Source organism: Chryseobacterium oryzae, from assembly GCF_022811665.1.
Taxonomy (GTDB): Bacteria; Bacteroidota; Bacteroidia; order Flavobacteriales; family Weeksellaceae; genus Chryseobacterium; species Chryseobacterium oryzae.
Window position 1 is genome coordinate 1 of the sequence record NZ_CP094530.1, and the last position, 19,313, is coordinate 19,313.

Genomic DNA, 19,313 nt, shown 5'->3' on the forward strand with positions numbered 1-19,313 from the left:
CCAGTCCGCTATAAAATCTTTCAGTTTAAAAAAAAACGTGTCCTAATTGCCAAATAAATAACTAAATAAGTTTATAACTAAATAAACAATTAAATATTATGAATGCAACAGCCCCCAAAACAAACAGTTCAAAAAGTAAAAAAAATCAGATTTCTAAAAAAGGTGAAGATAAATTTATCTCTAGAATTATTGAGAATTTAGATAAAGTAAAAGCCCAGGATTGGGAACTTTACACCAAATATAAATTTCAAGCACCAAAAAATCTATTTAGTCAGAATACCTATAAAGGATTCAATTTATTGACCTTATATATCGATACCCTTACAAATGGTTTTACCTCTAATTTATACGCAACATTCAATTCTATATCAAAAGCAGGTGGAAAACTTAAAAAAGGATCTAAAGGAGTTGTTATTGAATTTTTCAGTTTTGTATATAAGCATCGGGAAACTTTAAAATCTTACACTATGGAGCAGATTAAAAATATGAGCTCCGCCGAACTGCAGCAAATAAATAAATATCCGGTGATTAAAAATTATGTTGTTTTTAATTCGAATCAGATTGAAAATTTAGAGGAATTAAATTTGAATATTGATCTCGATGAAGCCCACGATTTAGAATTTGTTGATCAAATAAATTGTGAAAATTTCGTTCAAAAATTAGTTGAAAATGCATCTTTGAAAATTAAATTTGAACAGATTTCACATGGTAGTTACTCTCCAATTTTTGATCATATAAAGATGCCTTTAAAAAAACATTTCGTTTCAGAAGTGAAATTTTATACAACTTTATTTCATGAAATTATTCATTGGACAGGACACGAAAAAAGATTAGACAGAAATCTTCATGAAGGATTTAATGACAAAATTAAGTATTCATTTGAAGAACTAATTGCCGAAATGGGTTCAATGCTTTTGGCACTTCAATTTGGAATTACTGATGAACTTTTGAATTCTATCAGATACCTTAAAGGGTGGTCCGATATGCACAAAGAAAATAGAATTGAAGAAATTAAAAATGCTTTCATTCAATCAAAAAAAGCAAAGAAATATTTAGAGCAATTTTAAGAAATCAACCTCTCATTTTATGAGAGGTTTTTTTTGTTTTATGAATAGGAACTTTAAAAAAAATTCGGAAAAATTGGATGCCAATTTTTCATTTTTAAGCACTCTTTTTTTAAATCGTAGTCTGAATTTTAAAGACTTAAAATCAAAATCCAATGTTTTGGGTTTTTACTTTTATGCAATAATACCGGAAAATTTTTGTTCAATATAAGTAGCCAATTTCTGGCTTATCTCACCCACCCGCATTTTATGAAATGTTTTTTCCGACTATGGAAGTAGGGTTTTTTTCTTAAAACTGATTGGTAGAAATAAGAGGTGATGAAAGGAAAGCAAGAGGGAACGTGTCCAAAATTGACAACGTTCAGAAACACAGAGTGTTATATTATTTTTATTTTGTAAATGTATACATAATTGTATAACAAAATATTATAAAGATTTATTAATCACCACTTTATAGTGTTAAAATGTATAACAAATGGGTAAACAAAATACTATGATGCGCGTTTCACAGAAAAATGCTGAGAACTTAAAAATCCTTAAAAACAATTTAAACTTATCCAGTTATGATGAAGTAATTGCCTTTCTAATTGAGAGTAATTTTAAAGGAAATTCTGAACTAAATTATTTTACGGAAATTAAAAAATCTCTGGAGGCTGGATTATCTTCCAATGAAAAAAGAATTGAGGCAGTTCATAAAAGATTGGGTCATTTAGATAAATTTTATTTCACTAAAATTTTAGATACCCATCAACTTTTGAAAGAATTTTTGTCGATGAATTTAAGAGAAAAAACGTTGGGTTCTGAGGCAGTCATTGAGGATAAAATTTCCATTGAAAGTTTGTCCGTTGATCAAAATTCAAAATTAGAGAAAGAAGTAAAAGAGGTATGGGAAAGTCATCGTGAAATTGAAGAGATTAATCAAGATTTAATTTCACAAATTAATAATTTAAAGAGCAAATTTAAATTTGAAAGTGGTGCGTTTTCCAAAAATTATAAAGCCGTTTTGAGTATTCAGGAATTTGAAGAAATTTTTAAATAATGCATATTTCTTTTACAAAACATGACCCAGATATTTCACAAAGTTGCAAACCCGTGACCGAATATTTGGAAAAGGAAAATTCTTTGCGAGAGAAAGAATTTGAAAATTTCATGGATGAATTTGAAGCCTTGGAACTTTCCGATTTTGATAAACAGATTGAGAAGCAAAACTTATTTTTCACAACTGATGGTATTGATGGAGAAAAATATTTAGATCAAAATACTGCCACAGATTTAATTGATGATAATATTTCCTCAAGAGCGAAAGAAAGCGAAAGCAAATTTTTTATTTTAAATATTTCTCCAAGTAAAGATGAACTTGAACATTTAAATCAGATTATTGATCTGGAGTTAAAGTCTAATGGATTCAACCAAAAGGAAATTGGCATTTTGAATCAAACTGTAAAAGGAGGGCAACAATTAGAATTGATAAAAAATGATTTAATGCATCAGTGTTTACGTGAGTATGCAAAAGAGGTAATGAAAGAATATGCAGATAATTTCAATCGTAATGTTTATTCTAATCCTGATCAACTCCCCAATCGTAGGGAAGAAGTTCAAATTAACACCGAAACAAAAAATGAACTCGAACGATTGGGAATAGATCGGAAAGATCCCGAATACGCTGAAAAATTTCAGATGATTCGTGAACAGAAAGCAGCGGAATTAGGCAAGGATTTATCTGTGAGAAAAATGAAGGACAAGGATTTGGTATGGGTCGCTAAAGTTGAAGAGCAGAGAACTTATAAAGGCAATGATAAATGGGTGATTAATAATCGAAAAATTAATAGGGAAATAAAATTGTTAGAATCTGAAAAAGGCAATAACAGTGTTAAAATAGAAGAACTAAAATCTCAACTTCATAAGGATAGAATCACAGGTGAAATTGTGAGAGAAGGATTGAAGAAAGGCGGACAACAGTATCATATTCACGTCATCGTTTCTAGATATGATAACTGTCCTAATGCAAGGTATAAAGGGTCTATCTCGCCTTTAGCAAATCACCGAAATTCAAAAATAGCGGGAAAAAGTGCACAAGTTGGATTCAATAGGGATCAATTTTTTAAAAAAGTAGAGCATAGTTTTGATCAAAAGTTCAGATACGATCGAACCCGAAGTTATCAGAGATTTAATGAGCAGAAAAAGATTCGTACAGGAAAAAAAGCACATATTGAAAATTTAGGAAAAGCGTTTAGTTCAGCGATTATGAAACCGATAAAAAATGAATTATATAAAAATTCAGGTCTGTATGAACTACAAAAATTAAATCTTAATAGTACCATCAGCAAAGAACTTGGTTTCCGAGTGCCTTTAAGTATTAGTAAAACTCCATTAGAAATTGCAGTTAAAACTATAAAGTCAGTAATAACTAAAATTAGTGATGTTTCAAAAGGATATTAATATGAAAATTCTAGATCTTACTTTAAGAAATTGGTTAATTATTATTGCAGGAATTGCGGTAGTAAGTTTCCTTTTTACAATTGTATTCAAATCAAGAAACAAAAACTTTAAATACATTCTTTTCCTATTGTTGGCGGGATTAGTAGCTTTTGCGAGTATTAAATTAGGGAGTTTTATCTTCATTCTGCTTTACCTTATCGTTCCCAGTCTTATCATTAGTGGTCTTATATATTTATGGACTTTCGAAAAAAAAGCAGATCCACTTTGGGATGTTGAATTCAATACTTCCCAGGGCAAAAGAATTATTCGGGGCATTCAGCGTGGAATTGCTGTTTTTGGTGCAGCAGGTTCTGGTAAAACGATTTCTATTATTTATAATTTGATGATTCATTTTGGCAAAGCCGACTTTGCGGGGATTATTTACGATTTCAAAAATGGAGAGCTTACAGAATTAGCAAAGCCGATTTTCAAAGAAAGATTAAAAGTAATAGCGTTGCATAATCCTAACTCAAGCAGTCGTGTAAATCCTATTTCACCTGATTATATCAAAGGGGAAAAAGATGTCAATCAAATTGTAAAAGTCATTATTGACAATTTAATTAAAAATGGAGTTGGAAAAGGAGATGATTTTTTTAAAGATAGTGCCTCTTCTTTATTAGCAGGAGTTATCTTGAAATTTACTTTCGATCATAAGGAATTATGTACCCTACCCCACGTTATTGCTTTTATACTTGGTGTTGATTTTAGCGTTCAAAATCCGCAATCCGGTTTAGGTGATGATGCAATGGATAAGTTTGCAAAACTTAAAGAGTTTCTTACGTCCAATGAGCGTGTTGCCATTCAAGGAAGTACTTTTATTTTGGGACTTGCTTCTGCAAAACAAACTGCCTCTGTAATTTCGACGCTTGCAAATGCTCTTAGAAAAATTGCATTCCCCGAAGCATTCTGGATTTTAAGTGGTAGTGATTTCGATCTTAATATTAATATGGTTCAAAATAATTTGGTCGTCTCAGTCATTAATGAACCTAGATCTGCTGAATTTTTAAGTCCGATAAATGCTACAATTATTCACACTATTTCTAAACAAATGATGGTGCGAGATCGGAAGCCTAGCTTTATTTTGTTGGATGAAGCACCAACAATTAAACTTCTTAATATGGCACAAATTCCGGCTACCATGAGAAGTTTTGGGGTTGCGGTGGTTTATTGTGCACAGGATTTTGTTCAGGGAGTGGTTCAGTATGGTAGAGATGGTTTTAAAGAAATTATTGCCAATCTTTCAACTCAGTTTTTTGGGAAATCAAATGATTCAGAAACATCGAAATTTTATGAAAGCTATTTTGAAATGGTCAATATCAAAACAAAGTCGGTGTCTAAAAAAGGTGGTGATGGTAATTTGTTAGCTTGGGGAGAAACTTCCACCACGACCGGAGAAAGAGAAGTTCACAAACATAGAGCCAATGAATTTAATAGACTTTGCGTTGGTGAATTCGCTTTTCTGTCTGACGGGAGGAACGAAATTGTTAATATTATCCATCCTCCAATTGTGACTGAGAAATTTGAAAATCAAAAAGTAATCACACAAAAAATGTTAGACGCTCATTTCGAAAAAATACTTCGAGAAGCAAGAAATATTTTAGATTAACATAATAATATGAAAATCACAGCGTTGTAAATAGTGTATATTAGGAAGAAATTTTTTTGAAATTCCCAAAAGTTAAAACTTATGAAGAATCTAAAACTAAAATTCTCCAGTTTCGCACTTTCAATTTTCTCGTTGACTTCTGCGCAAAGCATCAATTTGAGAGGTCCGGCACAACAGCTGGCAAATGAAATTAAGGGTATCTTCCCATATGTTGCTGTGAGTATATTTATCGTCGTTATTTTTGTCAACCTTGGTCACTTTGTTAAGGACAATGGGGATTGGAAAAAAGGAGTAACTAACATTGTTATTTTCGCCGCCATTCTGGGTGCAGTTGTCGGCTTAGTTAACTACGTAGGGAATATAAGTCTGTAACGAATTTATTTAAATTGAGGAAAGTAAAGAATCTAAAAGGATATCGTCAACAACCTACAATTTACGGACTAAACACTACGGGCTTTCTAGTGACCACTATTATTTCAATACTCGCTTTATTAACCTTTTTAGGAGGTTTTACTATTAAAAAAATTATAGTGGTGACTCTCATTATTGTGGTCACGTATTTTACTGTGCTTCTGCTGACGAATAATTCAACCATCAAAGAATGGCTCTTTGACGAGAAACTACCTGAAAAATTTTCAGATGACGAATAATTTATTTTTACATATCGATACCAATAAAGTTGTGGGAACAAATGGCACATTTGCAATGGGCTACGAGTTCGGCTTGATTGAAAAATACTCGATGGGTCAAGAGGATTATGAATCTGTGAATGATTTATGGAACAGAGCTTTAAAGGATATGCCATCTGGTTCCATATTTCTTAAACAGGATATTTTTCAAGAGTCTGAATTTGACACGGATAATTTTCTGCAGGACAATTATTTACAGAAGGAAACAAAGGCCTATTTTCATAAAAGACCTTTCCTGTCACACAAGTGCTTTGCTTTCTTTATTCTCCCTGCCGGAGATACTTTTACCAGTAAAATAACGAATCCCTTTAAAAGATTGAATCGAAAAAATTTTGAAAAGTTTGATGATAAAATAAATGCCTTTATCAATACTGTAGAGCAGATCATTAATTTTCTCCGCAATGGAAAAATTAATAGTGGAAGAGCTTTTCAAATTCGCGAACTGGAATCGGAAGAAATGAGAAATTATTATGACTACTATTTCAATAATTTCCAAAATGACTTCGTTACTGACAGGGTTTTGAAAAATGGCTATATGCAAATTGGAGATCGGTTATTAGGAGCCATCTGTACGAGAGATGAAGAACATATGCCGGAGAGTTTTTCATCTTTACAAATTGATAAAGATTTTACCACTGCAAAATATAAGTTTTATCAAAACATTGGTGATTTATTTGGTTTCTCGTTGGATTTCGACCACGCTTATAATCAGGTTATTTACTTTGAAGACAATCAGAATGAGTTAAGCAGTCTGAGGAAAAGGCAAGATCTGTTAAAAAAATCGTCCACTTTCGATCCTAATAATAAAGTAAACGCCGGAAAACTGGAAACATTGATAGAGAGTATCGCAGCGGATATCGATAATGAAAGAATTATCAGGGGACATTTTAACATTCTGTTTTATGGTGACAATGAAAGCGAGATTAAGAACAGAAGAAATCAAATTACAGAGCGGTTTAAGTCAGTAGATATAAAGACCAGACAACCGATCGGAAATTTTCTTAATTCCGTTTTTTGCAATTCCTTCTATTTGTTTTCCGCTAATTTTTCCGAAAAACAAATGTTTTATGGGAATTTAAGTTTAGCCACCTTATTTTTTAATAATTGTACTAATTATAAGAATGATAAAAAAGGGGTGCTGCTTAATTCCCGTATAGCAAACATACCAGTTATTGTAGATACCTGGGATGAAGAAAAGAAATATGTAAGAGCCAGAAATTTTATGATTTTCGCACCGACTGGTTATGGAAAATCATTTTTAGCCAATCATTTATTTCGCCAATACTATGAAGAAGGTGCAAGAGTAGTTTTAGTTGATTTAGGTGGATCTTACCGAAAACTATCTGCTCTTTATCCCGAAGACACTGTATTTATTCATTATAAGGAAGGCGAACCAATTGGTTTAAATCCCTTCGATTTACAAGGTGACGAATTAACAGCTTCAAAAATTGAGGATTTAACAGAATTTATTATTACGCACTACAAAAGAGATTCTAAAGCGACGGAAAACGAAAAAACAGCACTTAGGAAAATTATTGAAGCCTATTATATTCAAGATGGTGAACAAAGCCTTTTAAAATTTATTCAAGCCATACGAGAAAATAAATACACTCTACTTACAGAGTTAAATATCAGACGTGAATTTTTCAATATTGAAGAGTTTTTATTTGCCATGAGCGAATTTGAGAAAGGTGGAATTTATGATTTTCTATATGCTGATGAAAGCAATGATAATTTAACCAAGGTAAAAGACAAAAAAATTATTGTTTTTGAACTGGATGAAGTTAAAGACAATCCTCTGCTACTTTCTATTATGTTGCAGTTAATATCATCTGTAATTAATGAAACAGTATGGAAAGATAAATCTACCAGAGGGTATATTTTCTTTGATGAAGTTGCCAAGCAGTTTAAGTTCAAAGGCGTTTTGGAAAAAATAGAATATTTCTTTCAAGCAGTTCGAAAGCAAAATGGTGCAATTGGAATCGTACTGCAGGCAATAAGTCAACTACCGGACAGCGGAGAGTTTGGTCAAATTGCGAAGACAATTATTGAAAATACGCAAGTTCTTTATGTTTTAAACGCAAAGGATTATTCGGGTTTACAGAACAGGTTCGGAATGAGTGATCATGCTTACCATCAAATGAGTTCTCTAACATCAGATTTTGAGGGGCAACATAAATATTCGGAAGTCTTCATTATGAGAGGTAATCAACATCAGGTTTACCGTTTAGAAGTTCCGCAGAAAGTTTTTTGGGCTTATCAAACTGAAGGTGCTAAAAATGAGGAATTGATGAAAATCTACCACGAAACTGGAAATATGGAAAGCGCAATTGACCAATACGTTAAAACAGACTAAAAATGAAAAAATTAATCTTAACACTATGCCTTTTGGTAGGATCATATTCATTTGCACAAATGGCTGTAGTAGATGCAGGAGCCAATCGACAAATTGCTAAACAGATTACGCAATCTGCAGCCCAAATAAAACAGTTGGAAAAATCCTACTCTCTTTTGAAAGATGCACAGGAAAAATATCAGAAAGTCAATGGTTATATCCAGCAAATGGGACAGTTGCAGAATATTATTAATATGCAGAAACAAGCCATTAGTAATTCTAATAAAATTTTAGAGAAAGCGCGCAAAGGAAAATTTGATGTTAGCAGTATTAAGAATCAGTTGGCTCAAATTTCAGGCAGTATTAAAACAGTTCAGGCATTACTCAATAACGGGATGTTTAATATGAGCGATAGTGAACGCATTACTTTATTGGAAAACGAATACAATAAGGTAAAGAGTGCCAATGCTAAAATTAGTGTTAAGCTTATTAAATTATCTTATTGATGGATTACTCGTGGCTTACAGAACTCAATCAGGTTATTTCCCAAACCAAAGTTTTTTCCTTTACCATTATTGGAGCGAAATCTTTGGCTATGACCTTATTGTTATTCAAAGTCATTGGTAATTTTTTACAAACAGGAGAAAATCCGGAAGCACCGAAAATTGGAGGCATTATTAGCATTATCGGATATGGACTTATTATGGTAGGGAGCGACTGGGTTGTAAATGCAATTGAAAGTATATTCTCGTCCGTTGATGTTTCTGTTGCAGCGCAACATCCATTAAAAGATGATGCATTAAAAAGGTACTTATTGGAATTAGATAAGATTGCTGATCAATACAGTGGATTAGATTATATAGGCTTTTACCTTTCATTAATACCTCTATATCTGACTGCAGGTTTGATGACGTTCACCAAAATGTTTTTAGATATTCTGGATATGGCGGTGGTAGGAATGTATTTGATTCAAAGAGTTTTTTTAATTCAACTTTTCAAAGTTATTTTTCCCTTTGCCATTGCACTTTCTACGACAAAAGGATTTGAAGATATGCTTTCAAGATGGATCAAAATATATATCGGATTATTTGTTTTAGGAATCGGATATATGGGAATTATGAAATTTTCAGATATCATCTATGATTTTGTTCAGAGTAAAGCGAATGTTCAAATGTCGGATATCGGATATGATACTGATTTAGGGATTATTTTCGCCTACACAGTGGGAGCTTTATTAATCTCCTTTATGGTGAAGTTGGGTTTATTTGCGATTGTTACTAAAGAAATTAGAGGATATTTCAGTTAGAATATGAAAAAGGAGAAAGCAGAAATTACCGTTGGAAAAGATATTTATTCGGAATTAAAAAAAAATAGCCGGGTTGTCTGGGGGGTCGTTGCAGTAAGCATTATTTCGATTGTTGCTGTACTTTATTTGGCATTGGTCATTTACAGTGATAGTACATCTAAAATATTTACATTCAATAATAACGGTGATTTAATTCCCTTAAGTCTGATTTCCGAAAAAAATGACAAGGTGAAAGTACTCAAAGCTAATGCAGATTACTTCACCAAACAGTTCTATGATTTAGACCAATACTCTATCAAAGAGAAAAAAGAAAATGTCCTTTGGTTGGTTGGTGAGCAACCTACGTACTTAATTAAAGATAAAGACCGGAAAGGCTATTATTCTAATTTCCTTTCCATTAATGGATTGGTTCAAAAATCTGAAATACTTCCCAACAGTTGGCGAATTGACAATATAGATGGAAATCCAAATGTCAGTTTTTCGGTACTGATTAAAAGAATCAATGGTACCGTAGAAGATTATTTTCAGGCAGATGTGCAGCTAAGAATGACAAAGGTTAATATCAATTATCCTTATAATCCTTTCGGTTATCTCATTACGAATTTCACCGAAAGTCTATCAAAAGTTAATGCGCCTACTGATGAAGAGATCATCATCCAGGATAGTATAAAAAGAGAACAGATTAACCCGACAATTGAAGTTAAGTAATGGAACAGTTAAAACAGTTTTGGGAGATTAAAAGCAATGAAGAGCGTAGAAAGATCATTGTTTATGCTATTGCAAGTTTACTTGCTGTCTTTCTTCTCGTGGGAGTTTATGTTTTAAACGGTGGAGATAAAAAAGTTGCCGTAGATGAAATATCAAATCCCGATGCAAAGGAAGCCCAGAAATATAATAGCAGAATAGAAGCCAACCAATTAGGCAAAAAAGACAGCAGTAAATTAAATACAGCAATGGACGATCTCTTTGGTAAGTCAGGAGATTCTCAAATTGAAATTATTTCAGAAAGTGACGGAAGTGATAAAACTACTTCCACCTACGTGGAGCCTGTGTACACCCAACCAAACTATAATAATTCAGGAAGTGAAAAACGAAATATAGGGAGCAGTTACAACAGTCATTCGACTTATGGAGATTATTCGATGTGGCAGGCGGAAGAACCCAAAAACAATTCAATTGCTTATACAGAAGTGAAAAATTATCCGAAAAGTTCCAAATCAATAAATGAAAACATTACCTCAGATATAGACTATACCGAGATTTCCGAACCTGCTTATGTACAACCAAGCTATAGTGATTCATCTACCAATCAAAAAAGCATAAATGAAGGGAAGCAGATCAGAGCTAAACTCCTTTCAAAAGGGTATGCGAATTCAGGAAGAACGCTCTCTTTTGTATTGCTTGAAAGTACAAGAATAGGAACGTTAGAAACTCCCAAAGGACAAATAATAACAGGAGTAGCTTCAGAACAAAACAATCGTTTACTCGTTAATTTTTCCACAATTAAAGTGAAAAACAAAATTGTTCCGGTTCAGCTTCAATTATATGGTGCCGACGGAATGGCAGGACTTCCGATATCACCGGGGACTCAAAATTCAGATTTAGAGAATAGAGCTTTAAATGAAAGCAGCAGGATTCCAGTAATTGGTGGCGTCATCAATTCCGTTGGAAATGCCATAAGCAAACAGTCGGATAACCGAATAAAATTAACATCCAATGTGGAATGTATCATCGTTAATTTCAATTAAATAATAATATGAAAAGAGTACTGATAGTGATAGGTATGCTGGCCGGCTTTTATGGATATTCTCAAAAGAGCACCCAAAACATTTATAAAAAACCTGTACAGAAAAGTCTTAAGAAAACTGTTTCAAATAAAGCCGTAACTCCTATTATGATTGATGCTCCGGTTGAGCAATCTGTTGAAAAAGTAGCAGAAAAAAATGAACAAAAAGCAGATAATCCAGAACAATATGAGATAATTGCTCAAAAAATTATTAAGAAAAATGGTTGGATTAAAAATCGAAATTCTGCTTTTGTAAGAGGAATTGAAGGTTTTGTAAAAGGTGTTTATGTAGGAAGTGGTAAAGTCTATGTTCTTATAGAAGTGGCTAATCGAACGAATATCAGCTATGATGTTGAAAGTATTTCTTTTATAACAAGCCCTGTACAGTTTAAAGACCGTCAAATTGAGGCGGAAGAAAAAATCTTTTCACCCATCTACGCTATTCAAACAGAAAGTATAGCAAAAAAGTCCCGGGAAAAATTACTATTTGTCTTTGATAAGTTCACCATTTCCGATAACAAAAATTTACTTTTTATTATGAGTGAAATTGATGGTGAACGTACTATCTCCTTAGACATTAAGCCTAAATATATTATAGCAGCTGAATATGTGAAATAATAATTTTAAAATGTAATAATATGAAGAAGAATGTTTTGATATTATTCCTGGCTTGCTTTTGCATTCTTGCACAAGCTCAGGGACGAAGAAAAAACCAATCTGCAGTTCATGCAGAATATGGTTATGTGATGGAAAAAGGAGATCTCAGTGCTGGGTATATGTTGAAGGGAGGATATAGTAAAGTTTTCGGTGAAAAAGGGTTCTTAGGAAAAGTGGAGGGGTTTTATCAGAATTATGAAGTTTCTTATTTAGATAATCAAATCCTACCCTATCAAAAATATGGTTTTAATGTAAATGCCGGCTATAGTTATGAAGGTCTTGCACCAATCTATTTAAACGGATGGTTAGGAGGTTATGTAGGATATGAAACTGTGAATGATGGTAATTCTAAAGATCCAAAATACAATGCCGAAATTCCTGTTCCGGTTAAAGGATTTGTATACGGTATTTCCGGCAGTGCTGAAATCGAATTTGCTTTTGCTAGAAAAATTTCATTTCTGGCTAACTACAGCCAATTCTATGATTTAAAAAGTGAATTTTCAAAGTCTACTTATGGCCTTTTCGGAGGATTTAGATACTACATTAATTAATAAAACCGACCTAATATGAGAAATACAATCATAATAATGCTATCTATTATCTCCATCTTACTATTCAACTCTTGTCGTGAAGACGGAGATTGGGGAAATGACAATGCAGCACAATTTGGATTCACTATCGAAAGAGATAATAATTTTATTCAAAAGGCAGTCGGCGAGATAAACCAGCTAAAATTTAATGTGCGGCCATCTTATGATTTTCAGTCAATTAAGACTTCTTTTAAATTCACAACGAATTTAAATGGCACACTTAAATTAAATGGAGAGCTACTTACTGCCAATCAGGAATATAACTTCACTACTGAAAAAAACATATTTGAGTATGTTGGAAACGTTTCTGGAATTCACGAGTTAAAAATTGTTGTTAAAAATGAGAAAGGAGCGACAGAAGAAGAAGTTTTCTCACTGCCCTACTCTGTTTCAGAATTTTCCCATACTTATAACGGTGGTACAGGTTCTATTTATCAAGGCGATGAAACCCAATATCTGATGAAAATTGTTCCGGGGTCTGGGCAACCATCAACAGGATATCAAATTAAATTCGATACGTATTCAGGGCAAGTTAAACTAAACGGAGTGGCAGCAAATTTAGGTACATGGTATCCAATTAATAATATCGACAGTTTTACAACCTCTCTCAAAACCAACACAGCCGGACAGGGTAAATTAAGCTATTCGATAAAGAACAGTACTTTATCAAAAGATTATGAGATACAACAAAATATTATTGCTAGAGAAGTTACAATTGAAAGTATGAACTTTAGTCCGGCAAACATTTCAATCAATACCCAGATTACTTTAACAGGAATAGTTAAAAAATCTCCCATTAACACAAATACTACCATTCAATATAAAACTTGGATCTCATCTGCATCAAACTCAAATTTAAATGGTATTCAGAACACCAATAATACCTACACTAATTATGCTTTAGGATCAAACGGTTCTTTCTTAAGTACTGTTAATGCTTTGGTAGCAGGAATATATACTTACAATATTCAAGTTAAAGACGAATATGGAAATGAAAGCGAGGTAAAAAGTTTTGAGATTATAGTAACTGCACCAATTTTCTTTGACGATAGTATTGTGAAGGAAGGAAATGTTACATTTAAAGTTCCAAACCCTTTTTGGGGTTCGAAAGTATTTCAACAGAATTTTTCAAGAAAGTTTAAACTGATTTCTGGTGGTAGTGCAACAATTGCAGCAGTAAAATATGAATTAAATTATGATGTTACCACTACAACTTCGTCCTTTCATGTTACTAGAACCTATAACGAAAATATTATACAGGGAACGACTGTCTTTGAAAAAAACAATGACATTTGGGAAACAATAGGCGATCAAGTTGCTTCTATATCAAGCGGTAACTTAAATATAAGTAACTTGACAATGAAAATATCAGGAACGGCGAGTACGGGAGACGTTGTTGAAATTACTTTTACACCCACTGCAAGTATTGTCGCAAGTTAGGTTTATAAGAAGCCTTTTCATTTAACATAAACGATTGATCCTTCTGGAATAATATCGGTAATAAACTGAGGATTAGCAAACCTTAAAATTTTATAATCAAATCGTTTTGATAAGGCAGTAAGAGTGGTAGTCTGATTAATCTTAATTGTTTTTAGATCAAAAAATGAATACCTAAAATATTTAGGTTTCATCTGATGTTCCTTGTAATAATTGAAAAGGTAATTGACCGCAATAAAGCTGGGGACATAGGCTTGTGTTTCTTTAGGAAGATACTTTCTGAGTTTCCAATAGTTTTTTGTTTCCGCTTTTTTAATTGCTTTCTTTACATTACCAGGTCCGCAATTGTATGCAGATATTGCCAAATTCCAATCGCCGAATTGACGGTATAAATCCCTCAAATATCGTGCGCCTGCATCTGCATTACTTACAGGATCGTAAAATGTATTGATATATTCGTTTTTACGTAAACCATATTGGTTTCCCGTAGCAGGCATAAATTGCCAAATACCACTTGCTCCTGCCCAACTTCCGGCACGCGGATTTAAGGCGCTTTCAACGACAGCTAAATATTTGAGTTCTCTTGGAATTCCATAATGATCTAGTTTGCTTTCGAAAAGTGGGAAATAATAAACAGACAATCCTATTATTTTAGGATACCATTGATAACCGAGAAACTTTTTCACGTAGGTATAAGTAATGTCATTGTAGTCAATGTGAAGTCTGGTATTAGAATCTAAAAAATTGAATCGATTTTTAAAGGTGGTTAAATTGAGGGTATTTTCAAATTTTTCGCTACTGCTATTCAGTTGATTTAAATTATGAATGTACTTGTCATCAATTTTGATAAAATACTCCCCATCTTCTCGTGTCAGTTGATTTTGAGAATGAAATCCTTTAGTGCTGATAATAAGTAGTAAAAATGTTTTAAAAAATAACTGCTTCATATTTTTTCCCTAAATTTTAAAATTAACTTAGTGGATTAAGTTCTATCTTTGATTGAGATTTGCAAAATGAAAAAAGTAATCAAATCAGTAAAAGAAAATTACACGCATCGAATTTTTCAAATTTGGCTTAAAGACTTCTATAATATATTTATTTCGATTAGAAATGAGTTTAAAAATTCGAAAAATCTTTAATATTAAACAAGACTTGCAAGAGTTCACGTAATATATTGGCTGTAATCTTAAATGTATTTACTACATCGAAAGTAATACCATTGCGAATAAACATATTAGATATTTCCTTTTTCTGCGTAAGAATGGATAGAATTATCGAGGAAGAACTTGTAGTTTCCGCAACTAATTTGAATTGAAATCAAGAAAAATCTAAATTTCTTTTTTCTGCGTTTTACTTTAATTTACAAGATGTTATTTATTAGAACCTATTAATTAGCATTTTACGCACTTCCTTAGTAGTCATGATATTACTAGAAATATTCTGCGTGTTTGACAGTAAAATTAGCAAAAATAAAAGATTCTACAGTTAACACAGGCTGAGACCTGGGGGAAAAATTTTGTTTGGATTTTATTATTTCATTTGAAGTTGCGACAACTTTAAATATTCTGTTGGAAATTAAATCTGAGTTCTGTTTAGCGTAATTAAGGCGAAATTTCTATTAGCCTGTTTCGTGGGAGCATTCACAGGTAATAAGATTATTTGATCAAAATATTATTAAAATTGAGTTGCTGAGTCTTTAGTTCTTCGATATATTCTGCATGAGGTATTCGATTGCCTTCTTCATCAAGATCAAAAATGCCACAATTGCTATATTCCAACAGATTGTCCCAATTAGGTCTATCTGTCACCGGATAAATACAAACTCCCCAAAACGGAATACCAGCGTTTATTACAGATCGGCATTCCTCACCAATTTCTTGTAGCCACTCTACTCTTCCTTCTCCAAAATGTCCTGTCTCTGAAATAAATAGAGGTTTTTTATAACGCAGGAAAGCTCCGAACAGCAACTTTCTTAATGGAACTCTTGCCTTAATTGCATCTGGCCAATAAACAGTTTCTCCTCCTTCTATCCATTGGCAATTCCAATAGTAATTGACTCCTAAAATGTCAAAAAGGTTGGGGTTACCTCCCAGCTCTGGACAAATTCTACCAGAGATCATATCAGCTGCTTCAAATTGGTACTCATTAATTTTGAAGAGTTTTTCCTCAGATAGTAATCCATTTTGATGAACTTTAACCAAAGGCTCCACTAAAATTATTGTCGCTGAAGAATCCTCTTCTTTAATAGCTTTAATACCTAAAATTGCAGCTTTGCATAAATGATATTTGATATCCCAACCGCTTCTTTCTAAAAAGGGAACTGTACCTCTTGCATCCCCTGAAAACCACGATAAAAAACTGATTTCGTTAATCGGTACAATCAATAGATTTTGCGTGGAATTTTGTTTATAAAATCTGACAAATTCTGTGCATAATTGTGTGAATCGGTCACAGAATTTGGGATGAGTTGGAAATAAATCATCTGGATATCCAAAGTGGATCATGTCCCAAATCTGTTGAATTCCTAGTTTATCCGCGATTTTAATTCTATTCAGAACTTCACTAAAATCAAACTTACCTGGACTTATCTCTACAGCGCTCCAACAAATTCCCTCTCTTACAGAGGTGATTCCCATATCAATTAATAATTTGTAGTCTTCTTCAACTTTTAGATGATGTTGCGTTATTTCTAAAAGATTTACGCGTTCACCAGAACGATTTATATGATCTGCACATTCAAAACCGCCCATGAAAAAAGAACTAAATGGATTTTGCACAGTGATTATCTTTAAGGATTTTTAATTCTAGAGACTCGAAAAGATCTAATGCATTTCTAAAGGCTTGATCCATATTGAAATATTTATAATTAGCCAATCTCCCTACAAAATGAACATCGACTAATTTATCCGCCTCTTTTTTATATTGAGCATAGATGGCTTGGTTTTTTTCGTTGGGGACCGGATAGTAAGGCTCTCCGTGATCAACAGTAAATTCTTTTACGATACTGGTAGTTGGTGATTTTTGATTTCCGAAATGCTTATATTCTACAATTCGCGTATAGTCCACTTCTTCCCCGGGGTAATTAACCACAGAATTTTCCTGAAAATATTCCTTATCAATATCTTCTCTAACGAAGTTGATAGATCGGTACTCCAATTTTTCAGTAAGATTTTTATTAAAGGCAAAGAAGCGGTCGATGGGACCTGTATAGAATAATTTTTCGTATCCTGATATCTGATCTTTAACCTCAAAATAATCGGTGTTAAGTAAAACGGTAATGTTGGGATGATCTAATATTTTTTGAAACATTTTGGTATAACCTCCTTTAGGCAAGGCTTGATAAATGTCAGAGAAATAACGATCATCATAATTATCTCTAACAGGAATTCGTTCTAGAACCGATGCGTGGAGTTCTGAGGGATATTTATCCCACTGTTTTTTTGTATAATGTTTAAACATTTTTTCATATAAAACTTTACCTACTCTGTTTAGAACTGCTTCCTCTCCATTTTTAGGTGAATCATATTTAACCCTGTTCTCTGACAACCATTTTTGCATTTCCTCCTCTGATGAAATTTCTTCATTGAATAAAGTATTGACTGTGGTAATATTTACTGGAATAGGAACCAAATGATCGTCTACTTTAGCGATAACTTTATGCTCCCACGTATACCAATCCGAAAACTGATTCACATAATCCCAAACTCCCTTGTCATTGGTGTGAAAGAGGTGGGCACCATATTTTGAGGTCAGTATTCCATTTTCATCAAAATAATCAAAACAATTTCCAGCAATGTGATCTCTCTTCTCGATAATTAAAACTTGCTTTCCTATAGAGGCGTAGCGTTCCGCAAGAACAGCGCCTGAAATTCCAGCACCAATAACTAATATGTCAAAATTCGTCATGCTATTTCTTTTATTATTTTATACATTTTTGAGGCAGTAATGTCCCAGGACGTTCGTTCTAAAATTTCATTATATAAATCCTCGAAATTACTTTTGGGTTGCAAGATTGCTTGCTTAAAATCATTTTCATCTTCAATAAGATTAATACAATCACTATAATCCCTAACGACATCTTTAATTTTCGTAGAAATGATTGGCTTCTTCGCACACATATATTCTAAAGTCTTTGTCGGACTGATAAATTTTGTAGAATCATTTAACGCAAAAGGCATCATTGCAAAATCAAAAGCATTAAGATAAGTTGGAAGTTCTTCATAGGTTTTCATTCCTAGATAAAAAATATTTTTTGCTTTTGGTAAATCCTCTTCACCAATTTTACAGATTGGGCCAATCATCACAAAAGAAACCTCAGGCATTTTTAGAGCACTCATTTCTAAGAGATCCAGATCAATACGCTCATCGATTACGCCGTAATATCCAACAATAGGTGTCGGTATGGATTGTATATCCTCAGGGAGTTCGGCATTTTTATCATTTTGTTCAAAGTGGTTCTGATCAACGGAACTCGGGAAACAATAAACATTATGGTGTTTTTCTTTTTTGGCTTCGTAAAGAGACTTTCCTCCTGTAAAAACAACATCGGCAGCAGATAATAAATATTTTTCTTGTGAAATTAACTCTGGTGAAGCCCCTTTAAAAAGTGAAAGTTCATCCATGCAGTCGTAAACGATTACGCCAAAATCTAAATAATCTAGGACATCTACAAATGCAGCAGAATAAAACCAGCCGAAGGAAAATACCTGAGTTTTTAATGTTTTCTTCAGGAATGCTCCTAATTCATTCATGTTGTCGACAGTTGGTCGCAAGATATGAATTGATTCGCTTACTGCTAACCCTTCCAGTTCCTTGTGATCTGCCCTACCAATAGGCTCCTCTACCATTAAAATTTTTAAATTTTTTGATAATCTGCTGATTAAATGTTGTGGCCTTTGATATACGAAATCCCAACGTAAATGACAGAATACAATCATATCATAATGGGAATGGAGATGGGTGTTTTTTAATAATTTCATAAGTTATATTCTTCTGATTGGTAAAACTAGAGCTAAATAAAAAGAAAAATTGCCCCTATGGCAATTACTTGAGAATTCAAAAGAAATTTATCAACTAATATACCAATATTTCAATTATTAAACGTTTAAATTAGATGATAAATTCGGATTTTATATTTTTAACCCATAAGAATACCAAAATGCTGGAGAAAAGCTACCGAAGCTTCCGCTCAAGGGGCTTTCATCTTGTGTCTTGCAGACAAGACGACCCGAACGAAGTGAACAGAGCGAAGCTAAAGCTTAGTTATTGTATGCAGTTTTGTCAAATAAAAAAAACAATTCTACATTTACCATTATTTTAATCATAATTGCGTTAATTGTAGGTTTTCTATTAGCAAAGTTTCTTT

Annotated in this window: 17 protein-coding genes; 13 read left to right on the forward strand and 4 right to left on the reverse strand. The window is 32.9% G+C overall.

Features of this window, described 5'->3' with window-relative positions:
- Positions 1–98 precede the first annotated feature (98 nt).
- The 13 genes from MTP08_RS14250 (at position 99) to MTP08_RS14310 (ending at position 13,951) form a co-directional block, all read left to right on the forward strand.
- The gene (locus MTP08_RS14250; protein ID WP_243577787.1) at positions 99–1,067 is read left to right on the forward strand and encodes a zincin-like metallopeptidase domain-containing protein; all 969 of its coding nucleotides are present in this window, start codon (positions 99–101) and stop codon (positions 1,065–1,067) included.
- 472 nt (positions 1,068–1,539) lie between these two features.
- Positions 1,540–2,103, forward strand: a complete 564-nt coding sequence (locus MTP08_RS14255; RefSeq protein WP_243577788.1) for a hypothetical protein — start codon at positions 1,540–1,542, stop codon at positions 2,101–2,103.
- Positions 2,103–3,503, forward strand: a complete 1,401-nt coding sequence (locus MTP08_RS14260) for a DUF5712 family protein (RefSeq protein WP_243577789.1) — start codon at positions 2,103–2,105, stop codon at positions 3,501–3,503. The genes MTP08_RS14255 and MTP08_RS14260 overlap by 1 nt, the downstream gene beginning before the upstream one ends.
- 1 nt (position 3,504) lies before the next feature.
- Positions 3,505–5,148, forward strand: a complete 1,644-nt coding sequence (locus MTP08_RS14265; RefSeq protein ID WP_243577790.1) for a type IV secretory system conjugative DNA transfer family protein — start codon at positions 3,505–3,507, stop codon at positions 5,146–5,148.
- A gap of 81 nt (positions 5,149–5,229) precedes the next feature.
- Positions 5,230–5,520, forward strand: a complete 291-nt coding sequence (locus MTP08_RS14270; protein ID WP_243577791.1) for a hypothetical protein — start codon at positions 5,230–5,232, stop codon at positions 5,518–5,520.
- 237 nt (positions 5,521–5,757) lie between these two features.
- Positions 5,758–8,193, forward strand: coding sequence for a TraG family conjugative transposon ATPase (locus MTP08_RS14275; RefSeq protein WP_262921842.1), 2,436 nt, complete (start codon positions 5,758–5,760; stop codon positions 8,191–8,193).
- A 2-nt stretch (positions 8,194–8,195) separates the two neighbouring features.
- Complete coding sequence (locus tag MTP08_RS14280) at positions 8,196–8,678, forward strand: hypothetical protein (protein WP_243577793.1); 483 nt, start codon at positions 8,196–8,198, stop codon at positions 8,676–8,678.
- A complete protein-coding gene (locus MTP08_RS14285) occupies positions 8,678–9,478 on the forward strand; it encodes a hypothetical protein (protein WP_243577794.1) in 801 nt (266 codons plus the stop codon). The genes MTP08_RS14280 and MTP08_RS14285 overlap by 1 nt, the downstream gene beginning before the upstream one ends.
- Positions 9,479–9,481: 3 nt before the next feature.
- Positions 9,482–10,186 (forward strand): hypothetical protein, encoded by a 705-nt coding sequence (locus MTP08_RS14290; RefSeq protein ID WP_243577795.1) that lies wholly within the window; start codon positions 9,482–9,484, stop codon positions 10,184–10,186.
- Entirely contained in the window at positions 10,186–11,226 is a 1,041-nt protein-coding gene (traM, locus tag MTP08_RS14295; RefSeq protein WP_243577796.1) for a conjugative transposon protein TraM, read from the forward strand. The genes MTP08_RS14290 and traM overlap by 1 nt, the downstream gene beginning before the upstream one ends.
- An 8-nt stretch (positions 11,227–11,234) precedes the next feature.
- The gene (locus MTP08_RS14300; protein WP_243577797.1) at positions 11,235–11,882 is read left to right on the forward strand and encodes a DUF4138 domain-containing protein; all 648 of its coding nucleotides are present in this window, start codon (positions 11,235–11,237) and stop codon (positions 11,880–11,882) included.
- Positions 11,883–11,902: 20 nt separating this feature from the next.
- Positions 11,903–12,472: a hypothetical protein gene (locus tag MTP08_RS14305; RefSeq protein ID WP_243577798.1), complete on the forward strand. Its 570-nt coding sequence runs from the start codon at positions 11,903–11,905 to the stop codon at positions 12,470–12,472.
- A gap of 36 nt (positions 12,473–12,508) precedes the next feature.
- Positions 12,509–13,951: a hypothetical protein gene (locus MTP08_RS14310; RefSeq protein WP_243577799.1), complete on the forward strand. Its 1,443-nt coding sequence runs from the start codon at positions 12,509–12,511 to the stop codon at positions 13,949–13,951.
- 17 nt (positions 13,952–13,968) lie between these two features.
- Here the strand turns inward: MTP08_RS14310 and MTP08_RS14315 are convergent, their stop codons facing one another.
- The 4 genes from MTP08_RS14315 to MTP08_RS14330 all read right to left on the reverse strand — a co-directional run bounded on the left by MTP08_RS14315 (position 13,969) and on the right by MTP08_RS14330 (position 18,927).
- A complete protein-coding gene (locus MTP08_RS14315) occupies positions 13,969–14,895 on the reverse strand; it encodes a lytic transglycosylase domain-containing protein (protein ID WP_243577800.1) in 927 nt (308 codons plus the stop codon).
- 708 nt (positions 14,896–15,603) lie between these two features.
- Positions 15,604–16,698 (reverse strand): hypothetical protein, encoded by a 1,095-nt coding sequence (locus MTP08_RS14320; RefSeq protein WP_243577801.1) that lies wholly within the window; start codon positions 16,696–16,698, stop codon positions 15,604–15,606.
- A gap of 10 nt (positions 16,699–16,708) precedes the next feature.
- Entirely contained in the window at positions 16,709–17,854 is a 1,146-nt protein-coding gene (gene glf, locus MTP08_RS14325; protein ID WP_243577802.1) for a UDP-galactopyranose mutase, read from the reverse strand.
- Positions 17,851–18,927, reverse strand: a complete 1,077-nt coding sequence (locus MTP08_RS14330; RefSeq protein WP_243577803.1) for a glycosyltransferase — start codon at positions 18,925–18,927, stop codon at positions 17,851–17,853. The genes glf and MTP08_RS14330 overlap by 4 nt, the downstream gene beginning before the upstream one ends.
- Positions 18,928–19,313: the final 386 nt, after the last annotated feature.